Source organism: Streptomyces sp. NPDC090083, from assembly GCF_044747445.1.
GTDB lineage: Bacteria > Actinomycetota > Actinomycetes > Streptomycetales > Streptomycetaceae > Streptomyces.
In genome coordinates this window covers 158655-176769 of record NZ_JBIVED010000005.1, presented here as the reverse complement: position 1 = coordinate 176769, position 18115 = coordinate 158655, and the positions used below count along the sequence as shown (strand labels likewise).

At 69.0% G+C, this 18115-nt stretch carries 16 protein-coding genes; 11 read left to right on the top strand and 5 right to left on the bottom strand.

The window, feature by feature from the left end; genetic code table 11:
• Positions 1-145: 145 nt before the first annotated feature.
• From ACIPTO_RS20245 to ACIPTO_RS20230, 4 genes are read left to right on the top strand one after another with little or no spacing between them, the layout of a single operon-like run.
• Positions 146-565 (top strand): roadblock/LC7 domain-containing protein, encoded by a 420-nt coding sequence (locus ACIPTO_RS20245; protein WP_366314710.1) that lies wholly within the window; start codon positions 146-148, stop codon positions 563-565.
• Positions 562-918: a DUF742 domain-containing protein gene (locus ACIPTO_RS20240; protein WP_366314708.1), complete on the top strand. Its 357-nt coding sequence runs from the start codon at positions 562-564 to the stop codon at positions 916-918. Before ACIPTO_RS20245 ends, ACIPTO_RS20240 begins: the two co-directional genes overlap by 4 nt.
• Entirely contained in the window at positions 899-1516 is a 618-nt protein-coding gene (locus ACIPTO_RS20235; RefSeq protein ID WP_366314706.1) for an ATP/GTP-binding protein, read from the top strand. The genes ACIPTO_RS20240 and ACIPTO_RS20235 overlap by 20 nt, the downstream gene beginning before the upstream one ends.
• On the top strand, positions 1513-2772 hold the full coding sequence (locus tag ACIPTO_RS20230) for a cytochrome P450 (RefSeq protein ID WP_366314704.1): 1260 nt from the start codon (positions 1513-1515) through the stop codon (positions 2770-2772). Before ACIPTO_RS20235 ends, ACIPTO_RS20230 begins: the two co-directional genes overlap by 4 nt.
• A gap of 108 nt (positions 2773-2880) precedes the next feature.
• Here the strand turns inward: ACIPTO_RS20230 and ACIPTO_RS20225 are convergent, their stop codons facing one another.
• Both ACIPTO_RS20225 and ACIPTO_RS20220 read right to left on the bottom strand, forming a co-directional pair.
• Positions 2881-4107 (bottom strand): cytochrome P450, encoded by a 1227-nt coding sequence (locus ACIPTO_RS20225; protein ID WP_401194030.1) that lies wholly within the window; start codon positions 4105-4107, stop codon positions 2881-2883.
• Positions 4108-4539: 432 nt separating this feature from the next.
• A complete protein-coding gene (locus ACIPTO_RS20220) occupies positions 4540-5826 on the bottom strand; it encodes an FAD-dependent monooxygenase (RefSeq protein ID WP_401194027.1) in 1287 nt (428 codons plus the stop codon).
• Between the two features lie 449 nt (positions 5827-6275).
• Here ACIPTO_RS20220 and ACIPTO_RS20215 point away from each other — a divergent pair, with 449 nt between their 5' ends.
• From ACIPTO_RS20215 to ACIPTO_RS20190, 6 genes are all read left to right on the top strand, one after another.
• Complete coding sequence (locus ACIPTO_RS20215; RefSeq protein WP_401194726.1) at positions 6276-6983, top strand: GntR family transcriptional regulator; 708 nt, start codon at positions 6276-6278, stop codon at positions 6981-6983.
• A 789-nt stretch (positions 6984-7772) separates the two neighbouring features.
• Positions 7773-8639 carry an amidohydrolase family protein gene (locus ACIPTO_RS20210; protein WP_401194025.1) on the top strand — a complete coding sequence of 289 codons (867 nt, stop codon included), beginning with the start codon at positions 7773-7775 and terminating at the stop codon, positions 8637-8639.
• Positions 8632-9528: a hypothetical protein gene (locus ACIPTO_RS20205; RefSeq protein ID WP_401194023.1), complete on the top strand. Its 897-nt coding sequence runs from the start codon at positions 8632-8634 to the stop codon at positions 9526-9528. Before ACIPTO_RS20210 ends, ACIPTO_RS20205 begins: the two co-directional genes overlap by 8 nt.
• 133 nt (positions 9529-9661) lie before the next feature.
• Positions 9662-10966: a C4-dicarboxylate transporter DctA gene (gene dctA, locus ACIPTO_RS20200; RefSeq protein WP_401194020.1), complete on the top strand. Its 1305-nt coding sequence runs from the start codon at positions 9662-9664 to the stop codon at positions 10964-10966.
• A gap of 249 nt (positions 10967-11215) precedes the next feature.
• Entirely contained in the window at positions 11216-12241 is a 1026-nt protein-coding gene (locus ACIPTO_RS20195; protein WP_401194018.1) for an amidohydrolase family protein, read from the top strand.
• A 635-nt stretch (positions 12242-12876) separates the two neighbouring features.
• The gene (locus ACIPTO_RS20190; RefSeq protein WP_366314670.1) at positions 12877-13572 is read left to right on the top strand and encodes a L,D-transpeptidase; all 696 of its coding nucleotides are present in this window, start codon (positions 12877-12879) and stop codon (positions 13570-13572) included.
• An 18-nt stretch (positions 13573-13590) separates the two neighbouring features.
• Here ACIPTO_RS20190 and ACIPTO_RS20185 read toward each other — a convergent pair whose 3' ends face one another.
• A complete protein-coding gene (locus ACIPTO_RS20185; RefSeq protein ID WP_401194015.1) occupies positions 13591-15444 on the bottom strand; it encodes a collagen-binding domain-containing protein in 1854 nt (617 codons plus the stop codon).
• 196 nt (positions 15445-15640) lie between these two features.
• On the opposite strand from ACIPTO_RS20185, the gene ACIPTO_RS20180 reads away from it, so the two are divergent.
• Positions 15641-16210: a hypothetical protein gene (locus ACIPTO_RS20180; RefSeq protein ID WP_401194013.1), complete on the top strand. Its 570-nt coding sequence runs from the start codon at positions 15641-15643 to the stop codon at positions 16208-16210.
• 115 nt (positions 16211-16325) lie between these two features.
• Here ACIPTO_RS20180 and ACIPTO_RS20175 read toward each other — a convergent pair whose 3' ends face one another.
• Positions 16326-16496 carry a hypothetical protein gene (locus tag ACIPTO_RS20175; protein WP_401194010.1) on the bottom strand — a complete coding sequence of 57 codons (171 nt, stop codon included), beginning with the start codon at positions 16494-16496 and terminating at the stop codon, positions 16326-16328.
• Between the two features lie 190 nt (positions 16497-16686).
• Positions 16687-18105, bottom strand: coding sequence for a hypothetical protein (locus ACIPTO_RS20170; protein WP_401194007.1), 1419 nt, complete (start codon positions 18103-18105; stop codon positions 16687-16689).
• Positions 18106-18115 lie beyond the last annotated feature (10 nt).

The window sequence follows — 18115 nt, the reverse complement described above, 5'->3', positions numbered from 1 at the left end:
CTTCCGCGCCCACAGCCGTCCGCAGATCCCTGCTTCCCCGCTCCTCACGAGCATCAGCCCACCAGTACCGCAACTCGCAGCCGTAACCGATGGATTGGAGGAACGGGCCGGGTGACCTGACCGGTCATAACCCGTCCCACCCACCATGGAGACCACTGACAACAGCCTCACCTGGCTCCTGATGAACCTCTTGGAGCGCACCCCGGGCTCACGCCACGCGCTCGTCCTGTCCCGGGACGGTCTGAAGCTGTGCTGGACGGAGCACATGACGCTCGACCAGGCCGATCAGCTCGCGGCCATCTGCTCCGGTATCCAGGCCCTCGCGCAGGGCGCCTCCGTAGAGTTCGGGGACGGGTCGGGTGGCGTACGGCATTCCATGACGGACTTCCATGGTGGCCTGCTGTTCATCGTCGAGGCCGGCGAGGGCGCGCACCTGGCGCTGATCGCTCAGCAGGACGCCGACCCGGGCGTCATCGGTCACCAGATGACGGAACTCGTCGAGCAGATCGGCGACCACCTGCGGGCCGAACCCCGCACGCCCGTCGGCCGAGGTGCCTCCGCGTGATGCACAAACCCGTGGACGTGGGTGATCCCGACCGGCTCTACATGGTCACGGGCGGGCGCAGCACTGCCGACGACACCTTCGATCTGGTGACGTTGATCGTCAGCGAGAGCGAACCCAGCGCCGGCATGCAGTCCGAGTACGTGCGCATCCTCGAGCTGTGCCGTCACCCCGCGGCGCTGGTCGAGATCTCCGCCGAGCTGAAACTGCCCGTCACCGTCACCCGCATTCTCGTCGGCGACCTCCATGACATGGGCAAGGTCAGCGCCCGGCACCCGCACGCGGCCCCGTCGGTCGCCTCGCTCTCCCAAACCGCCCTGCTCCAGGAGGTCCTCAATGGGCTCCGCAACCTCTGAGTTGCCCTCTCAGCGGACGCCGCTGGGCGATACCGTCGAAACCGGCCTGAAGATCGTCGTCGTCGGCGGCTTCGGGGTGGGAAAGACCACCATGGTCCGTTCGGTGAGCGAGATCCGGCCGCTGAGCACCGAAGAGGTGATGACGCAGGCGGGGCAGGACATCGACGAGACGGCCGGTGTCGAGCGCAAGACCACCACGACGGTCGCGTTCGACTTCGGCCGCATCAGTCTCAACCAGCGGATGGTCCTGTACCTGTTCGGTGCCCCGGGCCAGGAGCGTTTCTGGTTCCTGTGGGACCGTCTGTTCTCCGGCACGCTGGGCGCGGTCGTCCTCGTCGACACGCGTCGCATGCAGGACTCCTGGTACGCGATAGACAGGCTGGAACACCACAAGACCCCGTTCGTGGTGGCCGTGAACCGCTTTGACGACGACGAGAACCGCTTCTCGCTCCAGGAGATCCGCAAGGCCCTCGCGCTCGGCGAGCACGTCCCGATGGTCGACTGCGACGCCCGGGTCCGGTCCTCCGGCAAGGAGGTCCTCATCACCCTCGTGGACCACCTCTACTCAATGGCCCTGTCCCAGGAGAGCACACCGTGAGCGACCCCACCGGCTCCCCGTCCGCGCCGCCACCCGGCTGCCCCGCGCACGGTTCCGCCGTGCACCTGGGCGGACTTGAGTACCAGCAGACGCCGTCGCAGCTGTACCGCACCCTGCGCCGGGAGCACGGTCCGGTCGCGCCGGTGCTCCTGGACAACGACATCCCGGCTTGGCTTGTTCTCGGCTATCCCGAGGTCTGCTACGTCACCGGTCACGACGATCTGTTCGCGCGGGACTCGCGGCGGTGGAACCAGTGGGGCAACATCCCGCCCGACTGGCCGCTGCTGCCGTTCGTCGGCTACCAGCCCTCGGTGCTGTTCACCGAGGGGACGGAGCATCAGCGGCGGGCAGGTGTGATCACACAGGCGCTGGAGGGCGTGGACCAGTTCGAGCTCGCCCGCGAGTGCGAGCTGATCGCCCGACAACTGATCTCCACGTTCGCGGGGGGCGGCGAGGCCGAGCTGATGAGCGCGTTCGCGCACGCGCTGCCGGCCCGCGGGGTGCTCTGGATGTGCGGCATGCCGCAGGGCAGCGCGGACACCGAGCAGCTCGTCGACGACCTGCGGATCTCGCTCGACGCCGGCGAGGGCGACGACCCGGTGGCCGCGTACATGCGGGTCGGCAGCCGGATCATGCAGCTGGTGAAGGAGAAGCGGGAGCGGCCGGGAGCGGACGTCACCTCGCGCATGCTGCTGGATCCGGCCGGGCTCAGCGACGAGGAGATCGTGCAGGATCTGATCTCGGTGATCGCCGCCGCGCAGCAGCCCACGGCGAACTGGATCTGCAACACGTTGCGCCTGCTGCTCACCGATGAGCGTTTCGCGCTCAACGTCTCCGGTGGCCGGGTGAGTGTGGGTGACGCGCTGAACGAGGTGCTGTGGCTGGACACCCCGACGCAGAACTTCATCGGCCGCTGGGCGGTGCGGGACACCCAGCTCGGCGGGCGTCTGATCCGGGAGGGAGACTGCCTGGTCCTGGGTCTGGCGGCGGCCAACACCGACCCTCAGATCTGGCCCGAGTCGCACGTGGGTGCGGAGAACTCCGCGCACCTGTCGTTCAGCAGCGGTGAGCACCGCTGTCCCTATCCGGCTCCACTCCTCGCGGACGTGATGGCGCGCACGGCGGTGGAGACACTGCTGGACCGCCTGCCCGACCTGGTTCTGGCCGTCGAGACGGACGACCTGAACTGGCGTCCGTCGGTGTGGATGCGTGGCCTGACGTCGCTGCCGGTGCGGTTCACTCCCAGCCTGCAGTAGGAGCGCCCCCACTGCCCGGCCAGCGGGATGTCTGCTGTTCGGGCGGTGGGGGAGAGGGGCTTGGCGTGGCTGCTGCCCGGATGGACAGGCCCCTGCTGACGGTGCGTTTCAGCCGCCGTTCGGGGTGAAGCGGACCGGCAGTGACTGCGGTCCGCGCGTGAACACGCCCCGCTCGACCGGGTCGAAGCCGTCTGCGAGGCGAAGGTCCGGCATCGCGTCGAGCAGGTGGTTCACCCCGGTCTCGACCTCCGCCTTGGCGAGCAGCGCACCGACGCAGAAGTGACGGCCGAGCGCGAAGGCCAGGTGGTCGGCGGCGGCGGAGAACGCCGACGTCGTGGTGAGGTCGTCACGGAAGATGTCGAACCGGTCGGGTTCGTGGAAGCGCCGCGCGTCTCGGTTGGCGGCACCGATGAGGCAGGTCACGGTGGCCCCGGCCGGTATGGTGCCGTCGCTGACCTCCACGTCCGTGGCCGACTGACGCATGATCATGTGCACCGGCGGGGTGTAGCGCAGTGTCTCCGCGAAGGCCGCGGGTATCAGGCTCCGGTCCTCGCGGACGGCGGCCAGCTGCTCCGGGTGCATCAGCAGGTTCGCCATGATGCTGGCGATCGCCTTGTCGGTGGTCTCGCCTCCGGCCGCGAGCAGCAGGCTGCAGAAGGCCTTGATGTCCTCGTCGCTCATCCGGACACCGTCGACCTCGGCGATGCACAGCGCCGACAGCAGGTCGTCCCCCGGGTTCTCGCGCCGGTCGCGGATGATCGGGATCATGTACTCGGCGAACTCGGTCCGGGTGCGCTCCCCGGCGGCGGTGACGTCGGGGTCGCCGGAGAGGTTGCCGAGGAAGGCGATCACGGCGGTGTACCAGTTGTGGAACCGGGCGTGGTCGGCCTTGTCCAGGCCGAGCATGTCCGCGATGACGTTGACCGGGAAGCGGGTCGCGTAGTCGCTGACGATGTCGGCGGAGCCGGAGTGCCGGAACGCGTCGATGAGTTGACGCGAGTTGCTCTCGATGACCGGCATGAACTTCTCCCGCAGGTCGCTGCCGCGGAAGGCGGGGGCGACGAGCGCCCGGCGCACCGCGTGCTCGCGGCCGCTGAGCTGCAGGATCGTCTTGCCGTGGACCGGCTCCAGCTGCCAGTCGTAGTTCTCGGTCGTGAACTCCGCGTTCTTGTCCCTGAAGACGCGCTCGACGTCCTCGTATCGGGAGATGACGTAGCTCTGGGTCGCCTCGTGCCAAATGAGCGGTTCCCTCTCCCGCATCACCGCATAAGCGGGGTAGGGGTCCGCGGCGAACTCGGACGAAAGGATGTCGGGAACCGGCGGGGCAGCGGACACGGAACTCCTCGGTTTGGATGTCTGCGTTCACGGGTCAGGTTAATGATCTTCCGGTGACTCAAACAGACCAGTCCTGGCCGAAGTTGAGCGTGCAAGCGATCTGTCCTGCGGGAGGGAGCGGACGGTTACGCGGAGGGTGCCGTATCGTTCACCGGCCCAGGGGCGGGTGACCTTCCGGTGACGGGAGTCGTCCTGGAGGAGCCTTCGTCTTGGGCGGGGGCGGCCGAGACCGCCAGGATGCCGGCATCGTCGGAGAAGATGCTGTCGTCGGCGCGGGCACATTCGCTTGCCGTCCGCGAGTGAACTCCGGCTTCCGTGCGTGACGTTGGACAGGTGCGAGTCCGCGGCCCACCCGCTCGCATGGGCCGCTTCGTCATGGGATCTAGGGGATCTGGGGGAGCTGAGGGAGCTGAGGGAGCTAGGGGATTTCCCTCAGCTCGATCTGGCCGGAGCCGCTGAGTCCGCGACCCCCGCAGAGTCCGGGACCCCCGCGTAGTCGGGCAGCTCGACGCCGTTGATCGCGCGCCCGACCAGTTCGGTGAACCACTCGCTGGTGAAGTCAGGGCGCGGCTCGGCGTCCGGCCCGGGGACCTCGCGGCTGCGGGCGTTCAACCGGCCGATCTCCTGGTTGGCCTCGACGAACGAGCGCATGCGTGCCTCGTAGCGGGCGAACCCGGTGCTGGGGTCCCATCCGGCGGCGGCCAGCTCTCCGGCCAGCAAGTAGGCGCCGACCAGGGCCAGGCCGGTGCCCTGCCCGGACATCGGCGACGAACTGAACGCCGCGTCGCCGAGCAGCACCACCCGTCCGTTCGACCAGCGGTCCATCACTACCTGGGCGACCTGGTCGAGGTAGAAGTCCGGGGTGTCGTCCAGATGCGCGAGGATGTCCGGGGTCAGCCAGGCCAGGTCCGCCACCCGTTCCCGCAGCAGGCGCTTCTGGGCCGCGACGTCACGGTAGTCGACGTCGAAGTCGGTTGAGGGAAGGTAGAACATGGCCATCGCCCGGGTGGCGTCCTGGATGGGCCGCAGGAGAGCGGAGCGCCCGGACTCCTGGTCCTGGTACTCCAGAAGCCAGCGGTCCAGCCCGAACTCGTTGGGCACACTGTAGAAGGCCAGCACGTGCCCGAGGTGGCGGAGGAACCGCTCGTGCGGACCGAAGACCATCGCGCGCAGCTCCGAGTGCAGCCCGTCCGCCCCGATCACCAGGTCGAAGCGTCGCCGGTCACCGCTCGCGAAGACCACGTCGACCCCGTCCGCGTCCTGGGCGAGTTCGGCGATTCGGTCGCCGAAGACGTACTCGGTGTGGTCGCGGGTGTCGTCGTAGAGCACCTGGGACAGGTCTCCGCGCAGGATCTCGATGTCCGCGATGAACCCGTCGCCACCGTCGTCGTCGGCACGGAAGGTTTCCAGCACCTGCCCGTTCGCGTCCACGGTGTGCGCGCCGGCGGTGTCGGTGCATGCCGCGCGCACCGCCGCGTCCAGGCCCATGCGTCCGATGACCTCCTTGGCGACTCCGCGCGCATCCACCGCCTGACCGCCGGGACGCAGCTCGGGAGCCCGCTCCACCACGGTCACCTCGGCCCCCCGCCTGCGCAGCCAGTGGGCCAGCGCGGGTCCCGCGATGCTCGCTCCCGCCACCAACACCCTGGGACTGCTCACCCGCGCCCCCGACTCAAGAGTCCGTGTGGTGTGCTCCTGCTCGGAGTCGTCGACGCTCATTACAGCCTCCATCTGCTTCGTCCCGCGCTGGAATGTCTCCAGCACGGCCCCACCGCCGTCGGTGTATCCAGCCGTATCGACCATGGAGACGCACAGAACTCATCGGTCACGGCCGACATTGATGAGAAACGCCAACACACGTTGCCCTGGTGGCACCGGATGAGGTGATCCGGCACCGGAGGCTCCCCGTGTGCCTGAGCAGGCCTGCGAGGGCTGCACAGGCCAGGGACGTGCCGCTGAGGCAGGGCGTACGGATGTCCCGCGGCTCTCCTGCATGACGCTACGAAGCATTGGGTTCAGGCATGGGCACACGCTGAGGCTGAGGTGGGAGCGCGCGCTATCCTCGCCGGGCCGATCGAACTGTCACCAATAATTGCTGACAATATCTTCGCTGATAAGATCAGCAATCTCATCCGATGCCCGTGACGCCCGTGAAGACGAGACGGCGTATGTCCGCGTGCGAGAAGGGGGCGAAGCCGGTGACCACCGCGCCCATCAAGGGGGCAGCCGCCCGGAGCTGTGTGAGCACGCATATCCGGCACGCCCTGCGGGTCGGTGACCTTGTGCCCGGGCAGCGGCTGGTGGTGCAGGATCTGGCCGAGCTGCTCGGAGTGACCCGCAGCTCCGTGCGGGAGGCACTGGCAGATCTCGCTTCCGACGATCTCGTCGAGATTGTGCGCAACCGCGGGGCGCGGGTCCGGGTGATCTCGATCGAGGAAGCCGTCCAGATCACCGAGTGCCGCTCGGCGCTGGAGCGGGTGTGTGCGCGCCGGGCGGCGGTGCACGCGACCGAGGCGCAGCGTGCCGAACTGACCGAGGTCGGCACTCAGTTGCGCGCGGCCGTCGCGGAGAACGCCGTCGAGACCTACTCGGCGCTCAACCGAAGGCTGCACGACCTCATCATCGATTTCAGCGGCCAGGTGGTCGCCAAACGCCAACTGGAGCGGCTCAACACGCAGATGGTGCGCTTCCAGTTCCGCCTCGCGATGCGGCCCGGGCGCCCGCAGCAGTCGTTGCCGCAACTCCTGTCCATCATCGACGCCGTCGTCTCCGGTGACGCCGATGCCGCCGACGCTGCCGCCGGGGCGCAACTGGCCAGTGTGATCGACGAACTGCGTGCGAGCAGGACCTCCCTGTCCGTCGAGTCCGTGGGCTGACACCTGCGGCCCGGCCGGGTCCGGCCGCGTGGCAGGGTGCTGACGCCGGTCGGCGGACACGTGTCGAGTTGTGCTCTGCCGGGATGTGGCGCCGGAACCGTCCTCGGGGCGGATGAGGCGCGGCGACCGTCGCTTCCGCGGCCTCTGATCGCGAGCCGTCTTGCTCCCCGGTCCGAGAACAGTCCGGTTTCAAGGCGGTTGTGACACAGGTTTCTTCGGTCGGTCTTGCCTGGTGCGGGCCGTGGCCGTGAAGCCTCCCGTGGCCACCTGACCCTCGGTGATCCGATCCGATCCGGACCGGACCGGGCGAGGCAGGCCGGGCCTGGGCCTGGCCGGGTCCGGCTCGGTCCCGGCCTCCTGCCCTGCTGCGCGCGAGCGGATCCGTCCGCGCGGCGGCGACCCGCGTTCCGTGGGGTGCATGTCGGGATCCGTCTCCTGATGGCCGGTGCGTGGCGCGGTGGAGCGGGCCCTGTTGGCTTCCCGGTTGCGGTCGACGGCGCGGAGCGTTGCTTTCGACGTGTCCGCGCGACTGTGTCTGGGCGCGTCTGTGCGACGGCCTCTCGATTGGGCCTCCGTCGGACGTCGTCCCACGTCAGCGCCAGTCCCGGCGCCGTCCCAGACTCCTGCCGGCTGCCTCCTTCCCGTGTGATCGGAAGCCTGGGCCGCAGGATAGCTGTAAAAATGATCGGATAAAATTGTTGACAATCCTGTCGCCCTGGACTTCAGTCTGAGTACGGCTTTCGGCCATGCCGAGAGGCCGGCACCGATTCGAGGACCTTGGGAGGCCTGATGGAGATCGTGGACACGCACACCCACGTGATCTCACCGGACAGCACGCGCTATCCACACGCCCCAGTAGGGGGACGGCAGTCCGCGTGGTCGCAGGCGCACCCCGTGGACATCGACGGACTGGTGCGCGCACTCGACGAGGCGGGTGTCTCGCGGGCCGTCGTCGTGCAGGCGTCCACGGTCTACGGCCACGACAACCGCTACGTCGCCGAAGCGGTCCGGACCCATCCGGACCGATTCGCCGGGGTCTACTCCGTCGACGCCCTGGCGGACGACGCGGTGGCGGAGATCAAGAAGTGGCAGGACGAAGGGCTGTCCGGCTTCCGTCTGTTCACCACCGGGACGACGATGCCAGGCCAGGCGGACTGGCTCGGCCATGAGCGCTCGTACCCCGCCTGGGCCTACGCGGAGGAGAACGACATCCCCGTGTGTCTGCAGATGACCATCCAGGGTCTGCCCGCCCTGCGGAACCTGCTGGAACGCTTTCCCCGGGTGCGGGTACTGCTCGACCACTGCGCCCGCCCCGACCTGTCCGACGGTCGCCCCTACCAACTGTCCAGGGAACTCTTCGAGTTGGCGATCCACCCCGGTGTCCACCTGAAACTCACCCACCGCGCCCTGGACGCCGCCAGGGCAGGCAGGTCCACGGCCGACGAGTTCCTGGCCGACCTGGTGACCGCGTACGGCGCCGAACGGATCGCGTGGGGCTCCAACTTCCCCGCGGCCGAGGGCGGTCTCCTCGGTCTCCTCGACGAGGCCCGGAGCGCACTGTCCGGCCTCTCCGGCGACGACCAGAGCGCGATCCTCGGCGGAACAGCCCGCGCGTTCTACCCCTCCCTCGCGACGACGGGCGGAACCCGTGCCTGAGCCCTCCGTCCTGCGCACTGTCCTCGCCGACCACCCCCACACCGTGCAGCTGAAGAGCGGCGACATCCGCGACGAGCGGGTCACCCTGTCGTTCACCGACATCGCACCGGTCCACCGCGCCTTCGCACCCATGGTGCGCGAGGAGGCCTACGACCTCAGCGAACTGGCCGTCGTGACCGCCCTGCAGGCCATCGCCTACGGCCGCCCCGTGGTCCTGCTGCCGGCCGTGGTGGCCGCACGCTTCCAGCGGGGCTGCCTCATCGCCCATGCCACCCGGCCCCTCGCGCCGGCACACCTGGCCGGCGCACAGGTCGGCGTGCGCTCGTACACCCAGACCACGGGAATGTGGGTACGCGCACACCTCGCCGAGGACTTCGGCCTCACGGCGCGGGACCTGCACTGGCTCACCCACGACGAACCCCACGTCGCCCAGTACACGGACCCCGGCTTCGTCCGGCGCGGGAGCGGCGGAGCATCCCTGCCCGACATGCTGCGCGAGGGCGGGATCGACGCCGCGATACTCGGCAACGACCTCCCCGGGGGCGAGGAGTTCGTCCGCGTGGTGCCGGACGCCGACGCCCGCGACCAGCAGTGGTGGCGTCGGCACGGATACGTGCCCGTCAACCACATGGTTGTCGCCGGCGCGACGGTCTGCCGTCAGGACCCGCACGCGGTCCGCGCGGCCTACCGCCTTCTGCGCAGGGCCGACGCGGCCGTCGAACGCCGGGCCGACGATCCCTCCCCGACCCTCTTCGGCATCGACCGCCTCCGTGAGCCGATCGAGTTCATCGTGACGGCCTGCCTGGAACAGGGGCTGCTGCCCAGAGAACTCACAGCCGAGGAGATCTTCGAACCGGCACGGAGCATTCTCGGCAGCGACGCCGCCTGACCCCCGCGCTGGCCGCTCCCGCCCATGCCAAGCCAGCCCACGAAAGCGCGGCAGAGCGCCCGCTTCCCCGACCCTCGCCTCTCGGCCGGTCTTCTCCCGCACCAGTATTTCAACGAAGAAACTGGAAACGACGATGAGTGAAGCAACATCCACGGCCGTCCCCGCACAACCGGTCAAGCCGCCCGGCCGCTTCTACAACGACCTCGCCTTCCAGGTGCTCGCCGGAGTCGCGCTGGGCGTCGTCGTGGGCAACTTCGCCCCGTCCGTCGGACACCACGTCCAGTTCCTCGGCGACATCTTCATCCACCTCATCCAGATGGTGGTCGGCCTCATCATCTTCTGCACCGTCACACACGGCATCGCCAGCGTCCGTGACCTCGGCAAGGTCGGCCGCATCGCCGTACGCGCCCTCGTGTACTTCGAGGTGATCACGACGATCGCCCTCGTCATCGGGCTCGTCGTGGTCAACGTGCTGCGCCCGGGCGCCGGTATGCACATAGACCCGTCGTCGCTGCACCAGGCGGCGAACACCGCGCCCGCCAAGTCGGAAGGCTTCGACGACTTCCTCGTCAGCCTCGTGCCCACCTCCGCGGTACAGGCCTTCGCCGAGGGGGACATCCTCCAAGTCCTGGTGTTCTCCGTCCTGTTCGCCTGCGGACTGGCCTCCCTCGGCGATCGGGCGCAACCCGTGCTGGACATCGTCGGCAACATCCAGCAGACGCTGTTCTGGATCATCCGCAAGGTCATGCGCATCGCACCCCTCGCGGCCTTCGGCGCCATCGCCTTCACCGTGTCCAAGTACGGTCTGGGCACGCTGACTTCGCTCGGGAAACTGATCGGGGTCTTCTACCTGATCGTCCTGCTCTTCTTCGTCCTGGTGCTGTGGCCGGTGTCGCGGTACGCGGGCATCAGCCTGTTCAAGCTGTTGCGGTATTTCCGCGCGGAACTCTTCCTCGTGCTCGGCACCAGCTCTTCGGAGAGCGTCTTTCCGCAGCTCACCGCGAAGCTCGAACGACTCGGAGTCGACGAGCCCGTGGTCGGCCTGGTGCTTCCCACCGCGTACAGCTTCAACCACGACGGGACGTGTCTGTACTTCGCCTCGGTCAGCGTCTTCCTCGCCCAGGCCACGGGCAGCGATCTGGGATGGCAGGCGCAAGTGGGTCTCCTGCTGGTGCTGCTGCTCACGTCCAAGGGCGGCGCAGGAGTATCGGGATCAGCCATCGCGGTACTGGCACTGACCCTGAGCACGACGCACAAGATCCCGGTGGACAGCATCGCCCTGGTGCTGGGTATCCACAGCATCCTGTCGGCCGCCTTCGTCTTCACCAACATCGCCGGAAACTGCGTGGCCACACTCGTCGTCGGCAAATGGGAGAACGCGATCGACCGGGACCGCCTGCACGCGGAACTCGACGCCGGCTACCAGGCAGTCGCCTGAAGCACGGCCGCGCGCGAAGCGAGTCCGGCGTGACCGGTCTGGCTGCCAGGGCAGGACGCAGGACGCCCGGGGAGACACCGGTGACCCACACCTGGCCGGGGCGGGTCGCGGTGTCTGCCGTGTCACCCGTGCCCGGCGACCGGTGCCGACCGGCCGTCCACACACCCGGCCGAAGACCTCTGACGCCATCACCTCCACCACTGTGTCGGACGCCCACGGCGACGGAACCTCCGCGAGAAGGAAGACTCAATGATCATCGACTGCCACGGGCACTACACGACCGCGCCGCCCGCCCTGGAACGGTGGCGCAACCGGCAGATCGCCTCCCTCACCGACCCAACGAACGCCCCCACCCGCTCCGACCTGCGCATCTCCGACGACGAACTCCGCGAGAGCATCGACGGCAACCAGCTGCGGCTGATGGACGAACGCGGCATCGACATGACGGTCTTCTCACCGCGCGCCTCGTTCATGGCCCATCACGTGGGGGGCTTCGAGACCTCAGCCGCCTGGGCAGCGATCTGCAACGAACTCTGCTTCCGGGTCAGCCAGTTGTATCCGGAACGCTTCGCGCCCGCCGCGATGCTCCCGCAGTCGCCCGGTGTCGATCCGGCCACCTGCATCCCGGAACTGACCCGCTGCGTGGAGGAGTACGGCGCCGTCGCTCTCAATCTCAACCCCGACCCCTCCGGCGGCCACTGGAGCGCGCCGCCCCTCACCGACCGCTCCTGGTACCCGCTCTACGAGAAGATGACCGAGTACGACATCCCCGCGATGATCCACGTCAGCACGAGCGTCAACCCGGCCTTCCACACCACCGGCGCCCACTACCTCAACGCCGACACCACGGCGTTCATGCAACTCGTCCAGGGCGACCTGTTCACAGACTTCCCCACCCTCCGCCTGGTCATCCCGCACGGCGGCGGAGCCATCCCCTACCACTGGGGCCGATTCCGGGGACTGGCCATGGCCCTCGGCAAGCCCCCGCTCGAACAACACGTCCTCGACAACGTCTACTTCGACACCTGCGTCTACCACCAACCCGGCATCGACCTGCTCCTCGACGTCATCCCCACGAAGAACATCCTCTTCGCCTCGGAGATGATCGGCGCGGTCCGGGACATCGACCCGTGCACCGGCCACCACTTCGACGACACCCGGCGGTACACCGAGGCGGCCGGTCTCCCTGCCGACCGCCTGGCCGCGATACACGAACACAACGCACGCACCGTCTACCCGCGCCTCGACACGCTCCTCACAGCACAGGGCCGCTGAGCATTCCACGCGGCGACTGCGGACCCACGCATCGCGACCTGGGCGCTGATCACCGATGGACACGAGGTCGAAACGGGGCCGAGTGTCGTCTGTGGAGTTGCGGATGCTCGCCGATCGAAAGTGCGGGTTGTCCGGCCCTTGAGTCGACCGCTCGGCACCCAGCAGAAGCATCAGCGGACGGGACAGCGTCTATGCGCGGTCCACGAGAAGGTCTCCAGCCCCTGGTCGATGATGACGCCGGCGCTGAGCCGTGAGGCGGAACGCCCAACAGCACAGCGAAGGGCTCCCGCGCGGGGGTCGGTTCGGTCCGCCGGGCGGCGTCCTGGTTCGGATGTCGTGGGGTGGGTGCTGGCCGCAAGTCGCCGGTTATCGCCGAGCAAGGTGTCACGCGTCCGTTCGGGCGGGACAGGAGTGGACGCCGTGCCACCACTTCAGGAAGTCGGGCGGTGGGGATGGTTGCGGGCCGTCCGTGTTTCGGCGAGGCCTGGATTCCGGGGCCCGGTGATGTTTCCGGGTGCTCATCCGAGTTCCTGTCCGCACACGAGCCGGTCACTCGACCGGTCGTGCATGGATGGGCCCGGGAGCCTGCCGCTGGTCGACTGGGGGAGACGTGCACCCTACCGAGAGGCCTCGACGTGCGCTCCTCCATACGCCTCACGTGTGCTCTGGCGGCCACGGCGGTACTGCTGTCCCCGTGCGTCGCCGCGCGAGCCGCTACCGCTCCGTCGGCCGACACGGCGTGCACGGCTCCGACCGGGCCCTACCAGCGCGACCTGGAGAAGTACCTCGGCCGCCCCGTCGACGGACGGCAGTCCGAGGCCGACTGCCGGGCCGTCCGCGCCTTCCAGGCCGGGCATGGGACGTCCCGGCAGGATGGTTACGCCGATCTCGGGACCTACCGCGCCACCGTGGTCGCAGCGGCGGGAACGAACCCGAACGCCGCCGGGCGATGTCCGGTGCGGTCCTACCGGGTGACCTGTGTCGACATGGACCGGCAGATCCTGTGGGTGCAGACCGGAAGCAAGGTCCGCTTCGGGCCGGTGGCCATCCGCACCGGCCGCAACGCGCAGGAGACCCGGCCGGGCTGGCACGCCATCTATCTGCGCAACCGCGACCAGGTCTCCACGCTCTACGACGACGCGCCCATGCCGTACTCGCAGTTCTTCGACGGCGGCCAGGCTCTGCACGGCCATCCCGGAGACCTCTACGACGGAGGGGGCTCGGCGGGCTGCGTCAACCTCACCGTCGCCGATGCCGCCGTCCTGTGGGATCTCCTCGACATCGACGACGCCGTCTACGTGTGGGGCGTCAAACCCGGCACCGGCGCCTGACGCCACGGCCCGGCAGGATCAGCCCTTGCCGCCCTTGGGGGGCTCGCCCCGTGTGTTGGACAGTTCGACCGTGACGTCGTGGCTGCCTCCGTCGACGGTGTAGGGGCCGCTCACCGGGTTCCTCGGCAGGACATAGCCTTCCGGGACGGCGCTCTCCTGGAGGTAGTACTGGCCGTACTCCAGGTCGTCGAAGGCGCAGGTGCCGCGGGTGTCGGTGGCGCAGGCCGGTCCGACCTTCGTGTCCGCGGTCCGGCCGCGGGTCTGCAGGCCCCGGACGCCGTTGGTCTCCTTCCACACCTGGAAGACCGCGCCGGGCAGCCGGCGCCCATTCTTCGCGTCCGTCTTGTGGATCACGATCCTCCCGTGGACGGACGGCGCCGGGGTCTTGGTGTCGTTCGCGGTGACCGTGACGCCCTGGGACGCGTTGGCCGTGGTCAGCACCAGCGGCCCGAACACGGCGGGGGAGGGGAGGTCGTAGCCGATCGGGGCCTTCGTCTCCTGCCAGTAGTAGGTGCCGGTCTCGACCTCGCGGGAGCAGATGCCGTCGGCGCCGGTGGTGCAGGTGTCACCGACCTGCGTGTCGGGGTCGGTTCCGGTCGTCTGGAGGCCGGTGGTGCCGTTCGTCTCCTTCCAGAGGGCGAACTGCGCTCCGGGCAGCACCGCACCGCTCTGCGCGTCCTTCTTCACCACCCGTACGGTTCCGGTGGCGTTCGGCGTGGGCGTCGAGTCGCACTGGAGCTGGGCGTCGAACGGGAAGTAGTGGATCTCGCCGGCGTTCACGGCGCCGCCGCCCGAGCCGCCCGAGAGCGGTCCTGCGACGAGTTCGCGGGTGATGATGTCGCCCTCGATGTTGGAGGGGTCCAGGTCGGTGAGCTTGGCGCGCGGGGCGTAGATGGTGCCCTCCAGCGAGTCGCCGTCCGCGATGGTGATGTCGGTCGCGTCGGCGAAGTTCCACAGGATGTACGGCGCCTGGGTGCCCGAGACGCCGGCCATCGTCGGCGTGTGCCAGGTGAACGAGCTGTTCGTCCCCGTCGTATCGACACTGATCAGCAAGGGGGTGTCAGCCGTCGGCGGGTTCAGGAACGTCAGGACGTCGATGTTGTTGAGCTGCTCGCCCGTCAGCCGCAGGACGTTCGTGCGGCCGGACGTCAGTGCGATCTTGATGTTCGATCCGGGAGGAACGACGTCCTGGTCGGGCAGCGGATCGCCGTTCCCGTCGAGCAGGGTCACGTTCGCCGAGCACCCGGCCATGGTGTCGGAACGGTCGCGGTAGGTGGAGAACAGCGACGCGAAGTCCATCAGCCCGGACTGGGCGACGGAGGCCGTGGGCTGCTGGGTGTTCAGCTCGATGCGGGGCGTGGAGTCGTAGGCCGCGCCGGAGGCCACCACGTGCGTGTTGACACTGGCACCGTTGGCGTCCTGGTCGAGGGCCGTGCTGCCCGTCATGCCGCCGATCTTGACGTAGCCGCTCTGGAGCACCTTGAGCACCCCCGACGGACTGCTGCCCGCGTAGTCGACGGCCCCGCCGACCAGCAGTGCGGTGGGGCGGGCGTCGCCCGGCGCGGTGAACGTACCCGCATTGTTCAGAGCGACGTTGTAGCCCGCTCCGTAGGTCAGGTTCCCGCCGACCGCCACCGGGCCCTCGGCCTCCGTACTGCCGAGCGTCGCGTCGGCCTCGGTGACCACGCCGAAGCCGTTGCTGCCCGCCACCGGATTGCCGATGTTCACGGGCGCGCGGCTCGCGGCCGCGGCCGGACCGGCGGCCAGCGTCGTGACGGTCAGAGTGCAGGTGCAGGCGACACCGACGACCGTGAGCGCGGCCGAAGCCCGGAAGTGATGAGACGAAAAGCCCGACTTAAGTGTTTTTGTCACACGGGGCAAGCTAGCAACGGGCTGCCCGGTTCCCCCGCAGCCACGCCCCGGCGACGGGGTCGTGTCACGACAGGCCCCTCCGCAAATGTGGCCGACTCCCTTTGGGACCAACGAGGTCCCGCGGCCGGGGTCCTCTTGCTCGGCCTAGCCGGAGAACGTGATGATGCGGGCGACAGCGCCCTGCCACCATGGGGTGATGAACACGCCAGACCTGCGAATCAGCCTGGATGAATCCACATGGTCCGGGTTGCTCGCGCTCGCCGAGCTCTACCACGCACCCCCCGAACGGATGGTGAAGAGCTGGGTGGAAAACGAGGTGGCGCGTCGGCTCGGTGAGATGTTCGCCGATATGCCCGCGGAACTCGTCGTCCCCAGGGTCGGCACGTTTGCCGAAGTCCCGGCTCCCGACAACTTTCGTTGTTGGACGATCAGCGGCTATCGGCCGACGGAGACCGATGAAACGGTGACCGTCAATTTGATGGCGGCTTCCAGTGAGTTGCCGCCCGACGTCTACTTTGTCGCCCGGACGCTGCGGCGCTGGGCCGGGTTGGGCGCACTGGCACGCAGCACTGTCGTGGACCGGCTTGCCTTGCCTTCCGGCACGGTGCTGGGCGGCGCGGAGCTCACCTTCGGCAGTGGTCAGGGCTGGACGGTGCGCTTCGCCGAGTGCGATGCCGCCGGCTTGAGCGAACTCGGCGTGCTGGTGGAGTTCAACGATACGAAGCTCACCAACATCGACGATCTTACGGACGCCACGGAGATGTGACCGGACTCGTCGGCTCGCGAGTACGACAGGGATGAGATCGGGCTGCGTCCAACAAAAGCGGAATGATCATGTGACTGTCGGCTTGATCGCTCGTTGATGTGGTCGTGGTGCAGCGTCAGTCGCGGCCGTGGATCGCGTCGGACGAGTCGTGGTCCCTCATCGAGGCACTGCCGCCCGAGCCGCCGCCCCAGCAGGCGGAAGGGCGCCTGCGGGTGCCCGACCGCCAGGCCTTGCCCGGGATCTTGTTCGTGCCGCATACCGGGATCCAGGGGACGACCTTCCCCAAGAACCCGGCTCCGGCTCGGGCATGACGTGCTGGCGGCGGCTGGCGGTGGAGAGAGTTCGCGGCCGCGCCGATGTCCTTGATCACGTGCCGTTCCACGGCGATACCGCAAGCCTTCAACGGGCACCGATCAGCGGATCGACTCATCAAGGAGGCGCGCTCTGGTCCGTTGTCCGGTCCCCGCCTGCGAGGGTCACCAGCCGGTCAGCAGCAGGTGGTTGAGGAGCAGAGCCAGGACGGCCTGCGCGGTGAGCCAGGCGCGGGGCCGGGGGAGGAGCGCGCACGCAGGGAGCAGCCACATCGCGAACGGCAGCCAGATGCGTTCCGTCTCCGCCTTGCTCATGCCGGAGAGGTCGGCGACGAGGAGGGCCAGCAGCGCGGCGAACGCGAGCAGGGCGAGCCGGTGTTCGGGCGGGGCCGTACGGAAACCGGCCCGGAGGTCCCGGAGTTGGGGACGTGCGGATGCGGCGCCCGCCCGCCGCAGCCCCACGACTGTCGCCGGTCCCACGATCAGCGCGGTGCAGGCCAGGTTCGCCCACACCCAGTAGCTGTACGGCCGCGTCCCGCCGACCCCTTCGTAATAGCGAGTGATCAACAGGTGGTACGCCTCCCACCAGTTGAAGCCGAACAGCGTGAACACGGCGGGTACGACGGCGAGTCCGGCGACGAGATAAGGGAGGGAGCGAAGCCGTCGGTGGCCGAGCAGCAGGACGGCGCCCGCGATCACGGCGAACAGTGTCAGGCCGTACGAGAGATACGCGGTGAGGCCGAAGAGGAGGCCGGAGGCCAGGCCGGTCGTTCGCGGACGGTGTCCGGTGACCGCGAGGGCGAGGAAGGCGACGGACCAGGCGGCGACCGCCGCGAAGTAGCCGTCGGCCGAGGTGCCGATCCAGACGGCGGCCGGTGCGAGGACGAGGAAGGGCGCGGCACGGCGGGCGAGCGGCTCGCCGGCGAGGACGCGCACGGTGACGAGGACCGCGGCGGCGGCCGTCGCTCCGACGGTGATGCACCAGACGCCCGCCCAGGCTCCGCCGCCCAGGCCGATCCGGTCCAGGAGGACGAAGGTGACGGTGGCAGCCGGGGGATGCCCGGCGATGTGCGCGGGCCAGGGCGCGGGGGAGTGGCTGAGGATGTGGTGGGTGAAGTCGCGCAGGGTGCTCGGGATGTCGTGGAAGCGGCCGATGACCGTGAGGTATTCGTTCCTGGTCGTCAGCCGTCCGGCGATGCCGCGCTGCCAGCCGTCGACGAGGGCCAGCGAGAACGTCCACGCCATGGCGGTGCCCCAGGCGGTGAACAGCAGGGCCCGCCAGGGCAGTCGGGCGGCGAGTGCGGGACCGTAGGCGACGACGGCGACCGCGACGGCGAGCGCCGACGGGGTGCCGGGGCCGATGTGCGGTTCCCACTGGGCGAAAACGGGTGGCCAGCCGACGAAGAGCGAATGGTCACGGCGTTGGATGGCCGTGCCGACCAGGGCGGCCACCAGGACGAGCAGGGAGGCGGCGAGGGCGGCGGCCAGGTCGCGGACGAGGTCCCGCCGGCGGTCGCCCGGAACGTCATGGGGACGGTCGTCGGGACGGGTACGGGGACGGTCGCGGAGAAGATCGCGGTTCACACCGACACGC